Annotated in this window: 25 protein-coding genes; 21 read left to right on the forward strand and 4 right to left on the reverse strand. The window is 53.7% G+C overall.

What is annotated here, in order from left to right; genetic code table 11:
- Positions 1–45 precede the first annotated feature (45 nt).
- Together ACFO9Q_RS11665 and ACFO9Q_RS11670 are read left to right on the forward strand one after the other, a co-directional pair.
- Positions 46–708, forward strand: coding sequence for a futalosine hydrolase (locus ACFO9Q_RS11665; protein WP_379182048.1), 663 nt, complete (start codon positions 46–48; stop codon positions 706–708).
- The gene (locus ACFO9Q_RS11670; RefSeq protein WP_379182050.1) at positions 705–1595 is read left to right on the forward strand and encodes a 1,4-dihydroxy-6-naphthoate synthase; all 891 of its coding nucleotides are present in this window, start codon (positions 705–707) and stop codon (positions 1593–1595) included. The genes ACFO9Q_RS11665 and ACFO9Q_RS11670 overlap by 4 nt, the downstream gene beginning before the upstream one ends.
- 452 nt (positions 1596–2047) lie before the next feature.
- Here ACFO9Q_RS11670 and ACFO9Q_RS11675 read toward each other — a convergent pair whose 3' ends face one another.
- Positions 2048–3088, reverse strand: a complete 1041-nt coding sequence (locus ACFO9Q_RS11675) for a LacI family DNA-binding transcriptional regulator (protein WP_379182052.1) — start codon at positions 3086–3088, stop codon at positions 2048–2050.
- A 153-nt stretch (positions 3089–3241) separates the two neighbouring features.
- Between ACFO9Q_RS11675 and ACFO9Q_RS11680 the strand changes: the two genes are divergently transcribed.
- Positions 3242–5038, forward strand: coding sequence for a glycoside hydrolase family 13 protein (locus ACFO9Q_RS11680; protein WP_379182054.1), 1797 nt, complete (start codon positions 3242–3244; stop codon positions 5036–5038).
- Here ACFO9Q_RS11680 and ACFO9Q_RS11685 read toward each other — a convergent pair.
- The 3 genes from ACFO9Q_RS11685 to ACFO9Q_RS11695 all read right to left on the reverse strand — a co-directional run bounded on the left by ACFO9Q_RS11685 (position 5019) and on the right by ACFO9Q_RS11695 (position 7221).
- Entirely contained in the window at positions 5019–5480 is a 462-nt protein-coding gene (locus ACFO9Q_RS11685; protein ID WP_379182056.1) for a DUF441 domain-containing protein, read from the reverse strand. The genes ACFO9Q_RS11680 and ACFO9Q_RS11685 overlap by 20 nt on opposite strands.
- Positions 5481–5602: 122 nt before the next feature.
- Positions 5603–6319 carry a 2-phosphosulfolactate phosphatase gene (locus tag ACFO9Q_RS11690; protein ID WP_379182058.1) on the reverse strand — a complete coding sequence of 239 codons (717 nt, stop codon included), beginning with the start codon at positions 6317–6319 and terminating at the stop codon, positions 5603–5605.
- A gap of 32 nt (positions 6320–6351) precedes the next feature.
- A complete protein-coding gene (locus ACFO9Q_RS11695) occupies positions 6352–7221 on the reverse strand; it encodes a phosphosulfolactate synthase (protein ID WP_379182060.1) in 870 nt (289 codons plus the stop codon).
- Between the two features lie 148 nt (positions 7222–7369).
- Between ACFO9Q_RS11695 and ACFO9Q_RS11700 the strand changes: the two genes are divergently transcribed.
- From ACFO9Q_RS11700 to xseB, 18 genes are all read left to right on the forward strand, one after another.
- On the forward strand, positions 7370–7636 hold the full coding sequence (locus ACFO9Q_RS11700; protein ID WP_379182062.1) for a YqhV family protein: 267 nt from the start codon (positions 7370–7372) through the stop codon (positions 7634–7636).
- Between the two features lie 165 nt (positions 7637–7801).
- Entirely contained in the window at positions 7802–8839 is a 1038-nt protein-coding gene (spoIIIAA, locus tag ACFO9Q_RS11705) for a stage III sporulation protein AA (RefSeq protein WP_379182064.1), read from the forward strand.
- Positions 8836–9354 (forward strand): stage III sporulation protein SpoIIIAB, encoded by a 519-nt coding sequence (spoIIIAB, locus tag ACFO9Q_RS11710; protein WP_379182066.1) that lies wholly within the window; start codon positions 8836–8838, stop codon positions 9352–9354. The genes spoIIIAA and spoIIIAB overlap by 4 nt, the downstream gene beginning before the upstream one ends.
- A 15-nt stretch (positions 9355–9369) precedes the next feature.
- Positions 9370–9573, forward strand: a complete 204-nt coding sequence (gene spoIIIAC, locus ACFO9Q_RS11715) for a stage III sporulation protein AC (protein WP_379182068.1) — start codon at positions 9370–9372, stop codon at positions 9571–9573.
- 55 nt (positions 9574–9628) lie between these two features.
- Positions 9629–10033 (forward strand): stage III sporulation protein AD, encoded by a 405-nt coding sequence (gene spoIIIAD, locus ACFO9Q_RS11720; RefSeq protein ID WP_379182070.1) that lies wholly within the window; start codon positions 9629–9631, stop codon positions 10031–10033.
- Positions 10030–11274, forward strand: coding sequence for a stage III sporulation protein AE (spoIIIAE, locus tag ACFO9Q_RS11725; RefSeq protein ID WP_379182072.1), 1245 nt, complete (start codon positions 10030–10032; stop codon positions 11272–11274). Before spoIIIAD ends, spoIIIAE begins: the two co-directional genes overlap by 4 nt.
- A 17-nt stretch (positions 11275–11291) precedes the next feature.
- On the forward strand, positions 11292–12008 hold the full coding sequence (gene spoIIIAF, locus ACFO9Q_RS11730) for a stage III sporulation protein AF (protein WP_379182074.1): 717 nt from the start codon (positions 11292–11294) through the stop codon (positions 12006–12008).
- A gap of 26 nt (positions 12009–12034) precedes the next feature.
- Positions 12035–12661 carry a stage III sporulation protein AG gene (locus ACFO9Q_RS11735; RefSeq protein WP_379182076.1) on the forward strand — a complete coding sequence of 209 codons (627 nt, stop codon included), beginning with the start codon at positions 12035–12037 and terminating at the stop codon, positions 12659–12661.
- A gap of 45 nt (positions 12662–12706) precedes the next feature.
- Positions 12707–13396 carry a SpoIIIAH-like family protein gene (locus tag ACFO9Q_RS11740; RefSeq protein ID WP_379182078.1) on the forward strand — a complete coding sequence of 230 codons (690 nt, stop codon included), beginning with the start codon at positions 12707–12709 and terminating at the stop codon, positions 13394–13396.
- A 240-nt stretch (positions 13397–13636) separates the two neighbouring features.
- A complete protein-coding gene (gene accB / locus ACFO9Q_RS11745) occupies positions 13637–14134 on the forward strand; it encodes an acetyl-CoA carboxylase biotin carboxyl carrier protein (RefSeq protein WP_379182081.1) in 498 nt (165 codons plus the stop codon).
- A 49-nt stretch (positions 14135–14183) separates the two neighbouring features.
- Positions 14184–15557 carry an acetyl-CoA carboxylase biotin carboxylase subunit gene (gene accC / locus ACFO9Q_RS11750; protein ID WP_379182084.1) on the forward strand — a complete coding sequence of 458 codons (1374 nt, stop codon included), beginning with the start codon at positions 14184–14186 and terminating at the stop codon, positions 15555–15557.
- Between the two features lie 146 nt (positions 15558–15703).
- Positions 15704–16111: an Asp23/Gls24 family envelope stress response protein gene (locus tag ACFO9Q_RS11755; protein ID WP_379182087.1), complete on the forward strand. Its 408-nt coding sequence runs from the start codon at positions 15704–15706 to the stop codon at positions 16109–16111.
- 104 nt (positions 16112–16215) lie between these two features.
- Positions 16216–16776, forward strand: a complete 561-nt coding sequence (amaP, locus tag ACFO9Q_RS11760) for an alkaline shock response membrane anchor protein AmaP (protein WP_379182089.1) — start codon at positions 16216–16218, stop codon at positions 16774–16776.
- Positions 16777–16790: 14 nt separating this feature from the next.
- A complete protein-coding gene (locus ACFO9Q_RS11765; protein WP_379182091.1) occupies positions 16791–17021 on the forward strand; it encodes a DUF2273 domain-containing protein in 231 nt (76 codons plus the stop codon).
- 107 nt (positions 17022–17128) lie between these two features.
- Positions 17129–17578, forward strand: coding sequence for a transcription antitermination factor NusB (nusB, locus tag ACFO9Q_RS11770; RefSeq protein ID WP_379182093.1), 450 nt, complete (start codon positions 17129–17131; stop codon positions 17576–17578).
- A gap of 20 nt (positions 17579–17598) precedes the next feature.
- Complete coding sequence (folD, locus tag ACFO9Q_RS11775) at positions 17599–18459, forward strand: bifunctional methylenetetrahydrofolate dehydrogenase/methenyltetrahydrofolate cyclohydrolase FolD (RefSeq protein WP_379182095.1); 861 nt, start codon at positions 17599–17601, stop codon at positions 18457–18459.
- Between the two features lie 9 nt (positions 18460–18468).
- Positions 18469–19839, forward strand: a complete 1371-nt coding sequence (xseA, locus tag ACFO9Q_RS11780) for an exodeoxyribonuclease VII large subunit (RefSeq protein WP_379182098.1) — start codon at positions 18469–18471, stop codon at positions 19837–19839.
- The gene (xseB, locus tag ACFO9Q_RS11785) at positions 19823–20080 is read left to right on the forward strand and encodes an exodeoxyribonuclease VII small subunit (protein ID WP_379182100.1); all 258 of its coding nucleotides are present in this window, start codon (positions 19823–19825) and stop codon (positions 20078–20080) included. The genes xseA and xseB overlap by 17 nt, the downstream gene beginning before the upstream one ends.
- Positions 20081–20082 lie beyond the last annotated feature (2 nt).

The raw sequence follows: 20082 nt of genomic DNA on the forward strand, positions 1-20082 counted from the left end.
TACCCTCCGGGTTAGCGGCCGCTCTCTCATTATCCGTTAGGAGGAATGTGCGTGAAGGATGATCGTCAAGTACTTATTGTGACCGCTGTAGAGGCAGAGAGAGAAGCGGTGCTGCGCGGCATTGGTGCTGCAGGAGCACGCTTCACCGTGCTTGCCGGAGGGGTAGGCCCAGCCGCGGCTGCGGCAAGCACAGCGGCTGCACTTGCTCGCGGGTCTTATGATCTTGTTGTGAGTGCGGGCATCGCCGGAGGCTTCCCTGGACAAGCTGAGGTAGGCTCCCTCGTCCTGGCAAGCTCTATCATCGCAGCAGATCTAGGTGCAGAGACTGAGGTAGGCTTCATGAGCGTGGATGAGCTTGGGTTCGGTTCTTGTGTCATGGAGCCGCACATGCCTATCGTGCAGAAGTTATCAGTTGCAGGGCAACAAGCAGGGTATCGGGTGAAGGTGGGGGCTATCATTACGGTTACGACGGTTACGGGCTCTGCAGCTACAGCTTCCCTGCTGGCTGAGCGGGTGCCTGGTGCTGCTGCTGAGGCGATGGAAGGCTTCGGGGCGGCAACTGCTGCTCAGCAGCTCGGTATACCGTTCCTGGAGATGAGAGCCATCTCGAATGAAGTTGGCCCCAGGAATCGAGAGGCATGGCGGATCGGAGATGCGCTGAGGATGCTAGAGAACGCTGCGTCCTTATTGCCGGAGGTACTTCTATGAATATGGCTTACTCCCCTTGTCCGAACGATACCTTCATCTTCCATGCTTGGGCGCATGGTCTCGTACCAGGTGCTCCAGAGCTGAATGTGACCTATGCCGATATTGATATTACGAACTCCCTTGCCGCTAAGGGTGAAGGTCCAGAGGTTATGAAAATCTCCTACGCAGCCCTGCCCTGGGTGCTCGACGACTATGCGCTGCTGCCATGCGGAGGGGCGCTGGGCCGAGGCTGCGGCCCGCTCGTGCTGACTAAGCAAGGCGGAGCTGGTGGTGGTGGTGGAGCTATTATAGAAGCTTCTGGTGCTGCTCAGCACGAAGTCTATCCTCTGCTGGCAGGACAGCGAGTAGCCGTTCCCAGTGAACGATCCACCGCCTATCTGTTGTTCCGGCTCTGGGCTGCTCAGCAGCTCCCTGGCGAATCGCTGGAGATTGTGGTCATGCCGTTCGATCAGATTATGCCTGCGGTGAGGGATGGTCAGGTGGATGCTGGACTAGTCATCCATGAAGCTAGATTCACCTATGCGAATTATGGGCTTCAGCTGTTGACTGATCTCGGCAGCTGGTGGGAGTCGGATACGGGAATGCCCATCCCGCTTGGTGCGATTATCGCCCGTCGTTCCCTGGACTTGGAGGCCATCACAAGCTGGATACGGGCATCTGTCCATTATGCTTGGGAGCATCCAACGGCGTCGCAAGCCTACGTTATGCAGCATGCTCAAGAGATGTCCCCAGAGGTAGCCGAGGCTCATATCGACCTGTATGTGAATGAGTTCTCAGCCGCCTTAGGTGAAGAGGGTTATGCTGCTATAGAAGCTCTGCTTGGCCGGGCGGCAGAGGCGGGGCTTGTCCCGGCATTCGATCTGGCTAAGCTTAGGCTGCAAGGGTAGCAGAGGTGCATAAGGGCAAACGCACCTCTCACTCAAAGTAGCACATCTGGAGTGGAATAGAGGTAAAAAGTACCTCTATTCGCTCGAAGCAGCGCATCTGGAGTGGAATAGAGGTAAAAAGTACCTCTATTCACTTGAAACAGAGCATCTGGAGTGGAATAGAGGTAAAAAGTACCTCTATTCACTTGAAACAGAGCATCTGGAGTGGAATAGAGGTAAAAAGTACCTCTATTCACTCGAAGCAGAGCATCTGGAGTGGAATAGAGGTAAAAAGTACCTCTATTCACTTGAAGCAGAGCATCTGGAGTGGATTAGAGGTAAAAAGTACCTCTATTCACCCAATATAGCCAGAGCCGAGCTCATTAGAGATTCCGAAGTACCTATCTCACTCAAGTCAGCGCCCTCTAAGTGTTACAGAGATGTTTACAGAGATGTGATAACAAGCAGAAATCTTAGGTGTGGCGCCGAACGGATGACTCCCGAACAATTAGCGTAGGAGGGAGGAGCAGCGGCTCCCCCAGGCTACTCTCGGAGGAGGAACCGTTAATGACCTGCATCAGTCTCGTAGCGGCCTCTATGCCTAGCTCGAACGTGTCAACCTCCAGACAAGTGAGAGGCGGTTCCGTATATGGAGCCAGCGGATAATTATCGAAGGCAGCGACGCTGATCTCAGAGGGGATGGAGACACCTGCCCTCTTCAGCGCCTTCAGCACTCCGAAGGCTGTATAGTTATTCATGCAGATCACAGCATCGGGTCTGTCCTCCAGCCCCAGTAATTCGTCCATCAGCCTCTCCCCGCCATACTCGTCGGAGCTTCCAAGCTTGCTGTAGCTGTCAATCGGCACCAGCCCTGAAGCTTCAAGACCTCTCAAGTAGCCTTCATATCTGCTCCGGCGAATATAATCCTGCTCTTCTCCGCCTATCCACGCAATCTTGGTCCGGCCCTGCTCAGCTAGATGCTTGGTCAGCAGCTCACCGCCCAATCGGTTATCAATGTCGACGATAGGAACATCATCGGGTCTCCACATTCCGCCAATGGAGACAATCGGGAACCGAAGCTGGTGCAGGTGAGCAAGGATCGCATCACTTAGCAGCGTATGGTTCATAATAAGTCCATCCACCTTGCGGCTCTGCACGAGTCGATTAACGAAGGACAACCGATCTTCTTCCGTATCTCCACTACCGTTAGCCATTGTAAGCTCATAATGGAGAGGGCCTATGACACTCTGAATTCCGCCAACAATACTGTAGAAAAAAGGATCAACATACTGCTCTCGCCGCGTCATATCAACGAGTACACCAATGTTATAGCTTGTCTGCCTGGCTAGCCGGGTTGCGAGGCTGCTTGGTGTGTAATTCATCTCCTTCATGACCGCTCTGACCTTGCGCTTCGTCTCCTCTGAGATAGATGGAGCATCGCTCATTACCTTGGATACAGTAGACTTGGCTACCTGTGCAGCCTTAGCAATATCATTAATCGTAATTTTACTCAAGGATGAACACCCCTCTCCTCCTTGCAGGAATAGATACATTATGTTAGTTTATACATATAGGGAAACCGGTTTCCCGAAAAGCTGATTCTCAAACCAGACAAACGGTTTGTCAACTTGATTCTACTATATATCATAACGAAGGGGAATGAACCTATGCCAGCCTCTATTGTCCATCATAGCGAAGCGCCTTATGCCTATCCCGTTACACCTACTTCCATGAAGCTGCGACTGAAGGTAAGGAGGGGAGGAGCCCGTGAAGTGGTCGTGCTCTACCGAGACCGCTACGTCACGCCTGGGACAGAGCAAGCCTCTTCCATGGAGTACGCAGGAAGTGACCGCTATCACGACTATTATGAGATGACTATTGATGTCCCGACTCGCCGATTAGCTTATCTGTTCCATGTCACGTTCCACGACGGTACGGCAGTCTGGTACGGGGAACGAGGGGCCGCGGACAATCGCCAAGAAGCAGCCACCTTCCAATATCCCTATATTTGCGGTGCGGATCTGCCTGTTGTGCCGGACTGGGTGAAGGATGCGGTTGTGTATCAGATCTTCCCGGACCGATTCAGCAACGGGGATACGTCGAATGATCAGCCTCATACCGAAGCATGGACGGCTGAGGCAAGACCGACAGCGGACTCCTTCTTCGGAGGCGACCTGAGAGGAATCATCAATAAGCTTCCTTACTTGAAGGAGCTTGGTGTCAACCTCATCTACACGACTCCGATCTTCCTGTCCCACTCCAATCACAAGTATGATACCGTTGATTACTATCAGCTGGATCCTTCCTTCGGCGATGAGGAGACGATGAAGGAGCTTGTAAAGGAGGCACACAAGCTGGGGATACGAGTCATGCTTGATGCGGTGTTCAACCATACGGGTGACGGGTTCTTCGCCTTCCAGCACTTGCTGAAGAATGGGGAGCAGTCCCCTTATAAGGATTGGTACTTCGTGGAGTCGTACCCGGTCACTCAGGATCCGGTCACGTACGAGACGTTCGGCAACCATTACGCCAGCATGCCTAAGCTGAACACCGGACATGAGCCGGCCGGAGATTATATGATTGAGGTAGCCAAGTACTGGGTGAGTGAGACGGGCATCGACGGATGGCGGTTCGACGTGGCGAATGAGGTGGATGCCAAGTTCTGGAGGAAGCTGCGCACGGAGCTGAAGTCACTTGATGCTGAGCTGCTGCTGCTCGGTGAGTTCATGCATGATGCGGGACCATGGCTGCGCGGAGATCAATTCGACGGCGTCATGAACTACATGTTCAGAGAGTCGATGCTGGACTACTTTGCGAAGCAGACGATCGATGCGAAGACGTTCGGAGAGCAGCTGACCCGCATGCTGATGAATCTGACTGACCAAGCAGGAGCCGCTATGCTCCAGCTCATTGACAGCCATGATACGGAGAGATTCCTGACGACGTGCATGAAGGGCGGTATAGGCTGGGATGCGAAAGGGACGGCGGAGGCGAGGATGCGTCTGGCGGTGTCGTTCCAGCTTGCTTTTCCAGGAATGCCAATGATCTACTACGGAGACGAAGCTGGGATGCAAGGAGAGCATGACCCGGATTGCCGCAGACCGATGCTATGGGAGGAAGCCGACCGAAGCCAGTCTATGTATGACACTTACGCTCGGATGATTGCTCTTCGCCACGCCCATCCTGCCCTTCGAAGAGGGACATTCCGGGTATGGTTCGCCGATGCGGCACGGAATGCCTTCGGATTCGTCCGGGAGACGGAGGAGGAGACCATCTATGTCATCATTAACAATTCAGCAGGGGAGCTTGGCCTTAAGGATGAGCTGAATACTCTCCTCGCCTCAGTCTCCTTGAAGGATGTGCTGAACGGCCGGACGTACGACGAGGGTGCTGCATCCGGGTTCAGTCTGCCTGCCTACGGCTGCGCGGTACTCTTGGCGTACGCTACAGATGGTCAGCAATAAGCCGGAACAGCTTGTACAAGATGGCAGTTATGCCTGCAGCCATTAACGGACCAACCGGTATGCCCCTTAGGAAAACAATACCAAAAATAGAGCCGATGACCAGGCCGACGACGAGCTGAGGATCGAACTTCAGCATCTCGAGTCCCTTGCCATTAATATAGGTAGCAGCCGCTCCGCCTGCCAGCGCGAGCCAGCCCGGCCAAGAGGTCAGAGCGGCTGTAATCTCTCTCATCTGCACACGACCGGATGCGAATGGCACAAGCACGGAGAAGGTCAGGAAGAGGAGTCCGAGCTCGAGTCCGCGACGTTCAATGGCCGGGAGATAACGCTCCAGGTTAACCAGCTTCACGATGAGAAGAAGACAAGCTGCCGTGGATATAATAGGCGATCGGCCTATTAACCCAATAATAATTAATCCGACTAGTATAATCTCCCCAATCATCTTCCTCAAGCTCCTTCCTGCAACGAAGAGGGGCGTGCTGTATCAGCTCATAGACGGCTGTCGCTGTCTCTGGCGGTATACAAGCATTCGCCCTCTTCCATTGTATGGATGGAGCTTCTTCGTTATGTCAGGGAGCAGATCATCGTGTCACCTGCGAGCCTCGGCACGACGGAGCAAGTATCTGCTGCTGCGCACACTTCCACATCCCGCCTAAGTCCCAGCTTCACCAGCCGCTTGCCGGTCGCTCCTTGCAGCAGTGTACTTAGCAGGGAGGCTGCTTGGTGTCTATATAGAGATAGCATAGCTGTACCGAAGTCATCGGTATCGATAGAGGAGCTAGATAGTCTCGTTAGATGATTCAAGAGAAGACCCGCACATAGTCCATCTTCAATGGCGAATTCATCATGGCTGCCTGAGCATAAGAGCACGATGTCTCTGCGCAGCTCCAGCGCCGACTTCGCACAGGCTTCAGCATTCAGCAAGGAGCCAGCCAAGACATGGTCCGATCGCAATGACTTGTGAATCGCTCTGGTCCCGTTCGTCGTCGTCAGCAGTATTCGTCTGCCGAGCACAAGCTCCTTCGTATATTCAGAGGGGGAGTTGCCCAGCTCGAAGCCAGGAATTCGTCTGCAGAATCGCTCTCCCCCGAGCAGATCGCCTTCACGCTGCAGCGCTCTGGCTTCCATGACCGTCTCGACGGGCACGACGCCAGCGGCGCCGGCAGCGAGTGCGGCGATAATCGTGCTCGTCGCACGAAGCACATCAATGACAATAGTCGTGCGATGCTGAAGCTGCTCTGAACTTGCTTCATTCACACTCGATACAACATGCACATGCATGAACGGAGTTCCCTTCCTTCTGCTAGATCATACTAGATCATATAATGAATCGGCTCATTCTGCAGTCCGAATGAGAAGGTATCCGAGCGAAGTCCTCTTCTCATCGTCTCCAGCGACAACACTTCCGACGGCGGAATATTGCCTAGATGCACGCCGCTGCCGTAATGCTGCAGCAGATAGACCTGCTGCTGCTTCAGCGGGGCCTCCCACATCAGCTGCTTCGTATTCGGAAGAGCGAGCTCAATCTGCTTCAGCAGCTCCTCACGGCATTGTCCCTTATCATCGAAGAGTCCTACATCTACTCCGGACTCTCTCGCCTCGACCGTTATATATTGAGCGCCTGCGGACCAGTCTGCTTCCGCCGTAACAGCCAGTTCATAAGGATTGACAGCGGAGCCTGCCTTCTTCTTCCCATACTCCGATACGACGTACAGTCCGCGGGCAGTTCCTTCCCTTATGAGATCGGATCTGACGCGGCGGCTCAGCTCAATCGTGCCGTCTGACACTTCCACTCCGCTGAAGCCCAGCTGGCACATACTGTCGAACAAGGACGAAGCAACCCCTTGCTGTACGGCCGCCTCCAGCAAGGTGCCCCCCGGCATGATGAGCAGGCCCTTCAACGCTGCAAGCTCAATCTTCCGTCTCAGCAGATCTGTCGGATAGAGCACGGCCGTTCCGAAGCCCAGCTTAATCATATCTATATAAGAGCTTCCGAGCTCCAGCATATCTTGATAAGCATGCAGCCCCATACCCTTATCGATCACCATCGTCCGTCCGGAGGCTTCATCATAGTACTCATGGCAGCCATACGAGCCTTGGGAGGGTGAGGCACATCCAAGCTGTCTCCGGCCGCTCGGGTCAATCAGCTTGCCCGGCCAAGGTCCTGCCAATGGCTTATTCATCGTTATAATCTCCTCGCTTATGGTGAAGTAGAGAATCCTGCAAGCAATATATGCAAGCGAGCATAGGCATGTGCCCGGCATGAATAGCCACCTGTCCAGCATAGGCTAGTACTATGGCAAGCCACTCTAATCTGGAGGTGATCATAGCATGATTAACAAGGTCGTCATGAGCATGGCGTCACTGAGACTGATGTCCGGCACGATAGAGATCTGCGCTGCGCTCCTCATGCTGCGGCTTAATCAGATTGACAAGGCGCTCGTCGTCAACTCTTCCCTAGCACTTGTAGGCCCTCTCATTCTCATTGCAACGACTACCATCGGCTTAGTAGGGTTGTCTGATAAGCTGTCGCTCGACAAGTTCCTGTGGGTAGCAGCAGGGATAACCTTCCTCATGATTGGCATTCTTAAGAAGTAGAGTAGATGGAATCTCCCACTCTAGCAATTAATCGAATAAGAGAGACATATCTTCACTTGCGAGGCATATATATAGGGCATAGACCTAGTTGAAGCGGATGTCGCCGTCCTCTGGCGGCATTAGGAAGCTTGCAATGAGGACATACACCCAGGAGTTGATGAGCCTATGCTGACACGCGTGGCGCACTTGCTGCCGCTGGAACTGAAGGCGGTGCTCGAGCGGATGCCCGGCTCGGCGCAAGAACAGCTGGAGGAGATAAGAATACGTGAAGATCGACCGCTGGAGATAGGCTACGCAGGAATGTCCCGATTCACCGCAGCGGACGGCAGCTTGCGGCTGACGCCGGAAGGGGCTTATCGGCCCACATCTGATGTGTGCCGCAAGCTGCTCGAGAGAATGACGAACTATTCTCTCTATGCGATGGAGGAAGAGCTTCGCAGAGGGTACATCACCGTATCTGGGGGCCATCGAATCGGACTAGCCGGCCGTACCGTGCTGGATGCGGGCAGCGTCCGCGGTATCCGCGATATTGGCGCCTTCAACATTCGCATCGCAAGAGAGGTGGTTGGAGCAGCAAGCGGGCTTCTGCCCAAGCTGCTTGATCTGAAGCGCAGGACGGTGCAATCAGCTCTGATCCTGGCCCCTCCGCAGCAAGGCAAGACAACGTTAATTCGGGATGTTGCCAGAGCGGTGTCGAGCGGTCAATGGATTCATCCCGCCGCTGCCGGCTGGCAGGGCCGGAAGGTTGGCATCGTGGACGAGCGTTCGGAGATCGCGGCCTCGGTAAGAGGCATACCGACGTTCGATGTCGGTCCTCGCACCGATGTCATGGATGCTTGTCCCAAGGCGGAGGGGATGATGATGATGCTTCGTTCAATGTCGCCCGAGGTTATCATTGCTGATGAGATTGGGCGGCCAGAGGACGGGGAGGCTCTTCGAGAAGCAAGCCATGCCGGAGTTAGCGTCATAGCGACTGCGCATGCGTATGATCTTGCGGACGCGAAGGGGCGGCCGGTGCTTCGAAGGCTGCTCGAGGACGGGACCTTCCAAGTCATAGTGGAGCTGAGACGGACAGCCGAGGGTATCATTCATCGTGTCGTTCCGATCTCCTTGCTCGCAAGGCCCGCTCCCGGCGCTGCACGTGAGCCGACGTCCCTGACGGAGCGTACGATGATTGGCAGCATCCGAGGCGAATCCTCATGATGAAGCTGCTGGGAGCTGTCCTTGTCCTCTTCGCCGGCACGATGATCGGCTTCTACCAGGCCGCACGCTACGCTGCTCGCCCCAGACATCTTCGCCAGCTCATTCATGCGCTTCAGCGGCTCGAGACGGAGATCGGCTATGGCCGCACGCCTCTTCCTGAAGCGCTCAATCGAACGGCAGGGGTGCTTACAGAGCCGCTGCGAAGCCTCTTCTCTCAGGCGGCCTCAGGCATACAGGGTGAGGACGAGCTCACGTTCCAGCAGAGCTGGGGCCAGGCGATGAAGAGCGGATGGCCGGCTACAGCGATGCGTGAGCCTGAGCTGGCCGTGCTGCTGAGACTGGGGAGCTCCCTCGGCATCAGTGACAAGGATGATCAGCTGAAGCATATCCATCTGGCCGTCTTGCAGCTCGGAGCCGAGGAGGATGCAGCGCGGGATGATCAAGCACGGTATGAGAAGATGTGGAGAAGCTTAGGCGTATTGGCTGCCGTGCTTTTCGTTATTCTGATGGTCTAGTGAGGTGCCGCATACATGAACATGGACGTCAGCGCCATATTCCAGATTGCTGGAATCGGAATCATCATAGCGATGATTCACACGGTTCTTAAGCAGATGGGCAAGGAGGATATGGCGCACTGGGTCACATTGATAGGCTTCGTCGTCGTTCTCTTCATGGTTATTCGATTGCTGAACGAGCTGTTCCAGGAGATTAAGACAATCTTCTTATTCCAGTAACTACAATCCAAGCTGGCTGCCGCAGGCAGACGGGGCAAGCAGGCAGGTGTTAGCAATGGAGATCATTCAGGTCGTCGGGCTCGGTCTAATCGCAACCGTCCTTATCCTAGTCGTACGAGAGCAGAAGCCGATGTTCGCCTTCCTGCTTGCTGCCTTCACCGGTCTGTTCATCTTCCTCTTCCTAATCGGCAAGATCGAGACGGTTATCGCCGTGCTGCAGGAGCTCGCTGACCGCTCAGGCATCCCATCCATCTACTTGCAGACCATTCTGAAAATCATCGGAATCGCCTACATCGCAGAATTCGGCGCTCAGATCGTAAGAGATGCGGGGCAAGAGAGCATTGCCTCCAAAATTGAGTTCGCCGGCAAGGTGCTCATCCTAGTGCTGGCTGTGCCGATTCTAAGCGTAATCGTAGAGACGGTTATCGGTCTGCTGCCGACGGGAAGCGGTAGCGGATGAGGAGTGCAGGAAGATTGTGGCTTGCAGCTCTAACGATCCTGCTGCTGATCTTGCTTATGCCAGCTCCAGCAGCAGCCGCGTCAATTGCCGTGCTGGCTGCACCGGACGAGCAGTCTCTGTCCACGGCTGGGAATGGACAGCCCCCCGCACCTGGGGAAGTGGCCGTATCGCAGCTCGAAGGGGCTCAGACTGATGCAGTCGAGTCCTATTGGAGCCAGCTTAAGGAGCAGTACGGAGGTTTTTTTCCAGGGTCGGATATGCCAAGCTTCTTGGAGATGATTACACCCGGCGGTGAAGGGCTGAAGCTGCAGACGGTGCTCACCGGCATCCTTCACTACTTCTTGAAGGAAGTGATGTACAACGGCAAGCTGATGGTATCGATTGTCATGCTCACGGTGTTCAGCATGGTGCTGGAGACGCTTCAGAATGCGTTCGAGAGGAATGCCGTCTCTAAGGTAGCCTATTCGATTGCTTACATGGTTCTAGTCATCATTGCTGTCAACTCCTTCCACGTAGCCATTGGCTACGCACAGGATGCGATTACCTCCATGATTCAGTTCATGATGGCAATGGTTCCGCTGCTCCTGACGCTTCTGGCATCGATGGGCAATGTCGTGACCGTATCGGTTCTTCATCCTTTGATTATTTTCATGATCCATGCGGTTGGCACCCTAATCTATACGGTTGTGTTCCCGCTCTTGTTCTTCTCCGCTGTCCTGCATATCGTCAGCTCGCTGACGGATAAGTTCAAGGTGACTCAGCTTGCGAACCTGCTTCGCAATATCGCGGTGGGCACGATGGGTGTCATGCTGACGGTATTCCTGGGGGTCATCTCGGTGCAGGGGGCAACCGGTTCGGTCACCGACGGAGTCACTCTCCGAACGGCGAAGTTCGTAACCGGCAACTTCGTGCCGGTCGTCGGCCGAATGTTCTCGGACGCAGCTGACACGGTCATCTCAGCCTCACTGCTCGCGAAGAATGCAATCGGGCTCGCCGGGGTCATTATCCTCTTGTTCCTATGCGCCTTCCCAGCGGTCAAGATCTTAACGCTTGCCCTCATCTATAACGTTGCAGGAGCGATTATGCAGCCGCTGGGCGATTCGCCGATTGTCGACTGTCTGCGCACGATCGGGAAGACCATGATCTATGTATTCGCTGCTCTGGCTGCCGTCGGGCTCATGTTCTTCCTGGCCGTTACCATCATCTTAACCGCCGGCAATGCAGCCGTCATGATTCGGTAAGGAAGGGAGGAGGATTCATGCTTGGCTGGCTGAGCGAATGGCTGAGAGACATCATTGCCGTCATTCTGCTGGCAGTATTCGTTGAGCTGCTGCTGCCGAACAAGGCGATGCAGCGTTACGCCAGACTTGTAGTCGGCCTGTTCATCCTCCTGACGATCATGTCTCCGATTCTGCGGCTGCTCCAAGGCGATCTCGATACGAAGCTGCAGGAAGGGATAGAGCTGTGGGACAAGAACGAGGTGACTCGGGATATCAGGATGCCGAGCCTCGATGACATACAGAAGAGTGCGGAAGAGTTGAAGGGAAGACAGAGCAGAGCCGCTGCAGAGCTGACCGAGCAGAAGGTCGAGGGGGCTATGCTGCAGGAGCTGAATTCAAGGGCAGCTGGGCGGGTCAGTACGGTAGAGGTTGAGCTAGGCTGGGAAGAGCAGCAGGGAGGAACAGCCGCCTATATAGCTGCGGTAGTCGTTACGCTTGACGCCGAATCCGCTGCAGCTGCAGACACCTCTTCACAGGATGAAGTGAACGTAGAGCCTGTGGAGCCTGTAGAGCCTGTGTCCATTGATGAAGCTGTCTCCATGGATCAGGATGAGGGTGAACAGACACCCGCTGCACAGCCGGCATGGGCACCCGCTCAGGAAGAGCAAGCTCTCGAGATTAAGAGAGTGCTGATGGAAGGTTGGAGCGTGTCGCCTGGACGGGTACAAGTCAGGCAAGCGGCAGCACCGAGCTGAGGATATAAGGAGAGGGGGAAGTGTTCATGGCCAAGTGGCTGAAGGGTCTGGAGTCACTCGTCGGAGGCGGACCTGGCGGGCCGAAGCGAGTGAACACCTTAAGGCTGCTGCTCATCGTCGGGTGCATTGGCGCTGCGCTCATGGTCTTGAACTCCTTCCTGAACGTGAAGGAAGTGCTGCCGACGGACCAGCAAGCGAATCCCACTCCGCAGGATGAAGCGGCATGGGGCGGAGAGCCGGAAGTGAGCGACTTCGAAGCACTAGAGCATCCTATTGAGAGCAGGCTGAAGGGGATCCTTGAGAAAATCGCGGGGGTCGGAACGGTTGATGTACTTGTGACGATTGATTCAACAGAAGAGATTGTTCTCCTGGAAGGGATCAAAGAGACCAATTCCATTACAGATGAAGTGGATAAAAACGGGGGGAAGAGGTACATCACCTCTAAAACAAGAGAAGGCAATTTTGTCATCTACGAAGTGGCCGGCAACAAGCAGCCCTACATCACGAAGAAGATCAATCCCCGAATCCGTGGAATCTTAATTGTAGCGAACGGCGCTGAGAATGGAACGGTAAGGAAAATTATGATGGACGCGGTAGAGAAGGGCGTCAACGTGGGAGCGAGCCGTATCTCCATCGTCCCGCGAAAGCAGTAGCATCATTCACTAAGGCAACTTGCCTATTATGAGGAGGAATAAGAGATGAATACGAAGAGACAAACGATCTGGCTGGTATCTATGTTGAGCTTAATGGTCATTCTATCTGCCTATTATCTGTTCACTGAGGATGTGAACGCTCCGGACGTATTGACAGACGGTACCCAGACCGAGCAATCCGTTAAGGATGCCACTGAAGCAGCTGCCGACAAGGGGGAGGGCGGTCAGATCGTGGTCGACCGAGTCGAGACAGGCACAGAAGCCGACAAGGCTGCAGATGCCAAGCCCGATAAGCAGGAAGCGGCAGGGGACAAGACGACCGCCAAGTCGGATGAGGAAGTGCTGAAGCAGTACGAGGAATCGGGTATACTGACGACGAATGTGTTCGACGAGCTGCAATACAAGCGGGATCAGGCGAACTCGGAGCTGCAAGACAAGCTGATGGCAAGCATCGCGGATACGGGCAAGACACTGGACGAGGAATCGAATCCGGTCGTGAAGCAGCTGGAGCAGCTCGAGGAGAAGACGACGAAGATCACGAGCATTGAAGAAGAGCTTATTAAGCAGTTCGGCACCGCAGTCGTACAGGAGCTGGACAATGAGAGCTTCAAGGTTGTCGTTGAGAGTGAGAAGCTCGAGCCGAAGCAGGCGGCAGTCATCATTGACCTGGTCATGGAGACCCTTGATGTCGATGCGGGTCAAGTATCCGTGCAATATATCGCTCCCCAGAGTTAGTCCCATAGAGCCCTCGGCGACAGCTTCCGCTGCCGGACGAGGGCTCTTCTGTATGCATTGCGAAGATATCCGGTGAAAAAAATAGCTTCTTGCCTAAAGTAGGTTTGTGATATAATGTTCTACGTTATGTGGAAGAATGGGTCTAAAGGACCTGAACTGCCACGAGAGAACGGCGGCAGCCGTTCCTGCTTGAATCGGACTACAACATGCTTCCCAAGATGCTAAGGAGTGAAATTATTCATGTTCAAATTGAGCGAGATAAAAGAGTTAATCAAATTGGTTGACCAAACCTCCGTTCATGAGCTGGAGATTGAAAATGAAGGGGCGCGCCTGATGATCAGAAAACCAGGCAAGACGGAAGTGGTTACCGTACAAGCTGCCCCGCTTACGCATACATATTCACCGGCACCAGCACCTGCACCAGCTGCTCAATATGTGCCTGCAGCAGCCGATTCCTCTGCAGCGCCTGCGCCTTCCCGCAGTGCAGCAACAGACAATCTCCATCAGATTCTATCTCCAATGGTAGGCACATTCTACAGTTCTCCATCACCAGAGGCAGCAGCCTTCGTTCAGGTTGGAGACCGTGTGCATGAGAAGAGCGTCGTCTGTATTCTTGAAGCGATGAAGCTGATGAACGAGCTTGAAGCGGAAGTGCGCGGAGAGATTGTAGAAGTTCTGGTTGAGAATGGACAACTTATCGAGTTCGGCCAGCCGCTGTTCCTCGTCAAGCCGGAATAATTAGGGTCCTCAACTCGAGGAACCCGCTTGCTGAGAAAGGGGTCACAACGTGAAATTCCACAAATTATTAATTGCGAACAGAGGCGAGATTGCTGTCCGTATTATTCGTGCTTGCCGAGAGCTTGGCATCTCTACGGTTGCCGTATACTCTGAAGCAGACCGAGAGTCGTTGCATGTCCGTCTTGCAGACGAAGCCTATTGCATTGGTCCCATTGCTTCTAAGGACAGCTATCTCAACCTGACGAATATTATGAGTGTCGCTACGCTTACAGGCTGCGATGCCATTCATCCTGGCTACGGCTTCCTAGCGGAGAATGCAGACTTCGCCGAGATCTGCGAATCGTGCAACATCACCTTCGTAGGTCCGTCTCCTGAAGCTATCTCGAAGATGGGCGACAAGGCTGTAGCGAAGCAGACGATGAAGGATGCAGATGTACCGGTTATACCTGGATCCGACGGGCTTGTAGAGGATCTGGATGATGCGATTCGAGTCGCTAGACAGATTGGCTATCCCGTAATTATTAAGGCAACTGCCGGCGGCGGGGGCAAGGGAATTCGTATTGCTGAGGATGAGGCTGCTCTTATTCAGCAGATTACGAACGCTCAGCAGGAAGCTCAGAAGGCGTTCGGCAACTCCGGCGTCTATCTGGAGAAGTTCCTTACTGGGATGAAGCACGTAGAGATTCAGATTATGGCCGACAAGCATGGCAACGCTGTGCATCTGTTCGAGCGTGACTGCTCGGTTCAGCGGAGACGACAGAAGCTCGTCGAAGAAGCCCCGTGTCCTGTACTGAATCCAGGTGTTAGAGCCCGTATGGGCCAAGCTGCGGTAAGAGCTGCACTGGCCGTTCAATATTCCGGCGCAGGCACGCTCGAATTCCTCCTCGGTCCCGACGACAACTTCTACTTCATGGAGATGAATACTCGGATCCAGGTGGAGCATCCCGTTACTGAGATGATTACGAATGTCGATCTGATCAAGGAGATGATCTCGGTTGCTGAAGGCAATCCGCTCTCCTTCAAGCAAGAGGATCTGAAGGTGAACGGCTGGTCCATGGAATGCCGCATTAATGCGGAAGATCCTGATCGCAACTTCATGCCATCAGCAGGACATATTCCATTCTACTTGCCGCCAGGCGGAGCAGGCGTCAGGGTAGACAGCGCAGTCTATCCGGGCTACACGATCTCACCTCATTACGATTCTATGATTGCCAAGCTCATCGTATGGGGAGCTACCCGTGAGGAAGCGATAGCGCGTATGAAGCGCGCACTGTCAGAATTCGCGATTGAAGGCATTCGGACTACCATTCCATTCCATCTGAAGCTTCTCAATCACCCGAAGTTCATTGATGGCAGCTTCGACATCAAGTTCCTCGAAGAGTACGATGTGAACGACCCGCTAGCTGGTCCAATAACAGAGTAGATACAAGCATGAAGCAGATGCTCATGAAGATGACATCCGTTTGTCATAATTGGCTTCGAATGCTATAGTATAGAAATAAGATGCGGATCAAGGCTCGGTCTCGGAGACCGAGAACAGCGCAACTATTAAGGAGGTGTACGAAGAACATGAGTATTGTAGCTGCTGATTATGAGAAGACCGACATCGGCACCATACAGATTGCACCGGAAGTCATTGAGGTCATTGCAGGACTTGCTGCTGTCGAAGTGGACGGGGTAGCTGGAATGAGCGGAGGCTTCGCAGGTGGAATTGCGGAGATGCTCGGGCGCAAGAATCTGTCTAAGGGCGTTAAGGTCGAGGTTGGCCAGCGTGAAGCGGCAGTGGATGTGTCCATCATTATTGAATACGGCAACCGCATTCCTGAGATTGCTGCTGAGATTCAGCGCAACGTGAAGCGTTCCATTGAGATGATGACGGGTTTGCTTGTCGTTGAAGTGAATGTACATATTCATGACGTGCATTTCAAGGCAGCAGAGAAGCCTGAAGAGGAAGATCAGCTTCACCGTGTGAAGTAGACAGCCAACCGAATTTCATCCTTTATTGAACCCCCTCGTGAATGGGCATGCCGCTCGGCGCTTGGGGGTTTTTATTCGGCTCCAAGAGGAAGGAGGCAATACCTGTGATCAGAGTGGTGGACAAGCTCCTGTTGTTTTTCTATAGTATTCTAATCGGCATTGCCTCAGTAGTTGCGGTATCCATTGGATTCGCCTGGATTCCCCGGGGAGTTGCGGGAGATGCCCTTAAGCGGATCTACCAGAATGAATCGTATCAATTGACAGCGATTGTGCTCGGCATTGTGCTCTTCATAGTCAGCCTTCGCTTCCTGTTCGTCTCCCTTACACGAGGGTCAGCAGCATCACCTTCCATCGATCAGCGGACTGATTACGGAGATATTCGAATCTCGATGGAGACGGTTGAGAATCTGGCGCTTAAGGCAGCCTCGCGCCAGCGGGGCGTGAAGGATCTGCGGGCTAGGATTCGCGCTTCTGAAGCGGGACTTGACATCGTCATTCGTGCTGTTGTGGACGGGGAGAGCCCTATTCCGGCATTAACTGAAGATATCCAGCGTACCGTTAAGGAGCATGTAGAGGAGATTACGGGCATTCCTGTTGCTAATGTGGCCGTATTCGTTGCGAACATTATTCAAGCTGGACCAACGTACAAGAGTCGCGTGGAATAGAGGTGAACTTACCGATGTGGAGGGAGTTCTGGGCAAGCTATGGGAAGCGGGCTGCCGGCGCAGCAGCCGGGCTGTTTCTCGGCTTTGTATACTTGTTTGCCGGCTTTTGGGATATGCTGTTCGTTGGATTGCTCGTCTGGGTCGGCTATTGGGTTGGCAAGCAGAAGGAATTAGGAAGCGGAGCTATCTTGCCCTGGCATAGGCTGTGGGACTGGTTGATGGAGAGATTCCGCCCGTTTAGATGACCCTGTGGTTTCCTGCCGGATGTTGCCTGCTTGCGGGCTGGGCGGAGGCCATAGGTTTTTTTGCAACTGTAGGGAAGTATAGTCATGAGAATTATTAAGGAGGGCCCATGAAGCGAAGATTAGCAAGAGAGATGGCCATACAGAGCTTGTACCATATGGAGATGAATGAAGTCACTTCCGGTGAAGCTGTCGATATGTTAATGGAAGAAGTTAGAGCAGAGAATGAGATGGGGGCAGATCCGCAAGAGGTAGGCGAGACAGATGACTTCGCGCGTGAGCTGGTTAATGGAGTGGTGGAAGGCAAGCAGGCAATCGATGATACGCTGCAGCAGTTCTTGACCGGCTGGCAGGTTGATCGGTTATCTCGTGTCGATCGGCAGATTCTTAGGCTGGCTTGCTATGAGATGGTATTCCGCACTGACGTGCCGCCTAAGGCAGCCCTTAATGAAGCAATTGAACTCGCTAAGCACTTCGGCACAGACGAATCGGGGAAGTTCGTCAATGGGGTGCTGGGCAAGCTGATGCAAGGATTGGACAAGCTTAAGCCGATTACTTAACCTACAGGAGAGTGTGGACCGTGAGCACGCATATAATCGAGGGTAAGAAGATATCTGATCAAATTCGTGAAGAAATCCGTGAAGAAGCTGCAAGACTGAAGGAGCAAGGTATCGTTCCTGGGCTCGCTGTTGTGTTAGTCGGCGAAGACCCTGCCTCCAAGGTATATGTAGGCAGCAAGGAGAAGGCTTGTACTCAACTGGGCATGTACTCCGAAGTTCATCGGCTTGAAGAGACCGCTTCGGAAGAAGAACTGCTTGAGCTAATTGATAAGCTGAATAAGCAGTCGACGATTAACGGGATTCTTGTGCAGCTTCCTCTGCCTAAGCACATCAATGAGAAGGCAGTCATTGATGCGATTAGCGTAGACAAGGACGTTGACGGGTTCCACCCTGTAAGCACAGGCAATCTCGTAATTGGGGATGACAGCTTGCTCCCATGTACGCCCGCGGGTGTCATCGAGCTGATCAAGCGCAGCGGGGTTGATATTGCCGGCAAGCACGCGGTTGTCATCGGTCGCAGCAACATTGTTGGCAAGCCGGTTGCGATGCTCCTACTTAGAGAGAATGCAACAGTAACGATCTGCCATTCCAGGACGGCGAATATGAAGGAACTAGCTAAGCAAGCGGATATATTGGTGGTCGCAATCGGCAAGGCCAAGGCGATAGATTCCTCTTATGTGAAGCCGGGAGCTGTCGTTATTGATGTCGGAATTAACCGGCTGCCGGACGGCAAGCTTGCGGGCGATGTGGATTATGAGGACTGTCTGGACACGGCTGGCTACCTGACGCCAGTGCCTGGCGGAGTAGGGCCTATGACGATTACGATGCTAATGGGTAATACCATTACAGCTGCGAAGAGAGCCAATAAGAGCAAGGGGTGATGGCGATTCATGGCGACACAGCCTCGTATCTATTCCATTAAGGAGCTTAATCGCTATATTAGGATGAAGCTGGAGTCGGACTCCGTCGTCAGCGACGTCTGGCTAAGAGGAGAGATCTCCAACTTCACCCATCACTCCAGCGGACATATGTACTTCACGCTGAAGGATTCAGATAGCCGGCTGAAGTGCATTATGTTCGCAACCCATAATCAGAGATTGCCCTTTATCCCGCGTGAAGGCACGAAGGTGCTTGCCCGCGGGAACATTTCTGTATACGAGCGCGATGGGAATTATCAATTCTACGTCAATACGATGCAGCCAGATGGAATCGGCAGTCTCTATCTCGCTTACGAGCAGTTGAAGGCTAAGCTTGAAGCGGAAGGTCTGTTCTCTGAAGCGCGGAAGCGCGTGATTCCGAAGTTCCCTAAGGCGGTAGGAGTCATCACTTCACCGACGGGTGCGGCGGTTCGAGATATTATCATTACATTAGAGCGCAGGTATCCGTCTATTCCTATATACATATTCCCTGTACTCGTACAGGGCAAGCAAGCGGCACCAAGTATAGTCAAGGCAATACAAGCGATGAACCGATTCGGCGAGGCAGACGTATTAATCGTAGGCCGAGGCGGAGGCTCACTTGAGGAGCTATGGGCGTTCAACGAAGAATCGGTTGCGCGCGCGATAGCCTCATCAAGCATTCCGGTTATTAGCGCTGTAGGTCATGAGACTGACTTCACGATCGCAGACTTCGTATCGGATCTGAGAGCTCCGACCCCTACCGCAGCAGCAGAACTGGCTGTTCCCCATATTGCCGACTTGCTTCTGCACGTAGAGCGGCAGCGCAAGCGGCTGGATCAGTCGCTTCAGCTGTTGATTAAGGAACGCAGAGAGCGATTACTACGGGCAAGGCGTTCTCCGTTCTTCCTTCAACCGCGGCGATACTTACTTGAGCAAGCACAGCGTCTCGATCTGCTGAAGGAGAGGCTCCAGGAGCGAACCCTCCGGAATGCAGAGCGGCGTATTCTAAGGTTGAAGCGCATGCACTCGTCTCTCATAGCTCACCATCCAGGGGAGCAGGCGGCATATGCTTCCAAGAGGCTGAGCAGTGCGGCGAAGAGCTTGGAACAAGCGATGCAGAAGGCAGTCAAGGAGAGACGTCTGCAGCTTGTTGGAACGATACGAAGCCTCGACGCGCTTAGTCCACTTAAGGTGATGTCGCGGGGCTACAGCCTAGTCTATGATGAGCATGAGAAGCGCCTATTGAAGTCTGTAGCCGAGGTGCAGCCAGGAGACCTAATCAAGGTTAAGCTGGCAGATGGACAATTAGATTGCCATGTATGGTCGATGAGAGGAGATGGAGCGGATGGAGACCGTGAATAGCTTGGATGAGCTCAGCTTCGAGGAAGCGATGGAGAAGCTGGAGACTATTGTCAGCCGACTCGAGAATGGAGACGTTCCGCTGGAGACAGCAATCGAGTTGTTCCAAGAGGGAATGAAGCTGTCTAATCTGTGCGGAGGCAAGCTCGAGCTGGTGGAGCGCAAGATTGAGATGCTGATTGAATCAGATCAGGGCTTCCACAAAAAACCGTTTGCTCCGGCAAACGAAGACAAAGGGGAATAAGC

Source organism: Paenibacillus sp. GCM10023252 (genome assembly GCF_042653305.1).
Lineage (GTDB): Bacteria > Bacillota > Bacilli > Paenibacillales > Paenibacillaceae > Pristimantibacillus.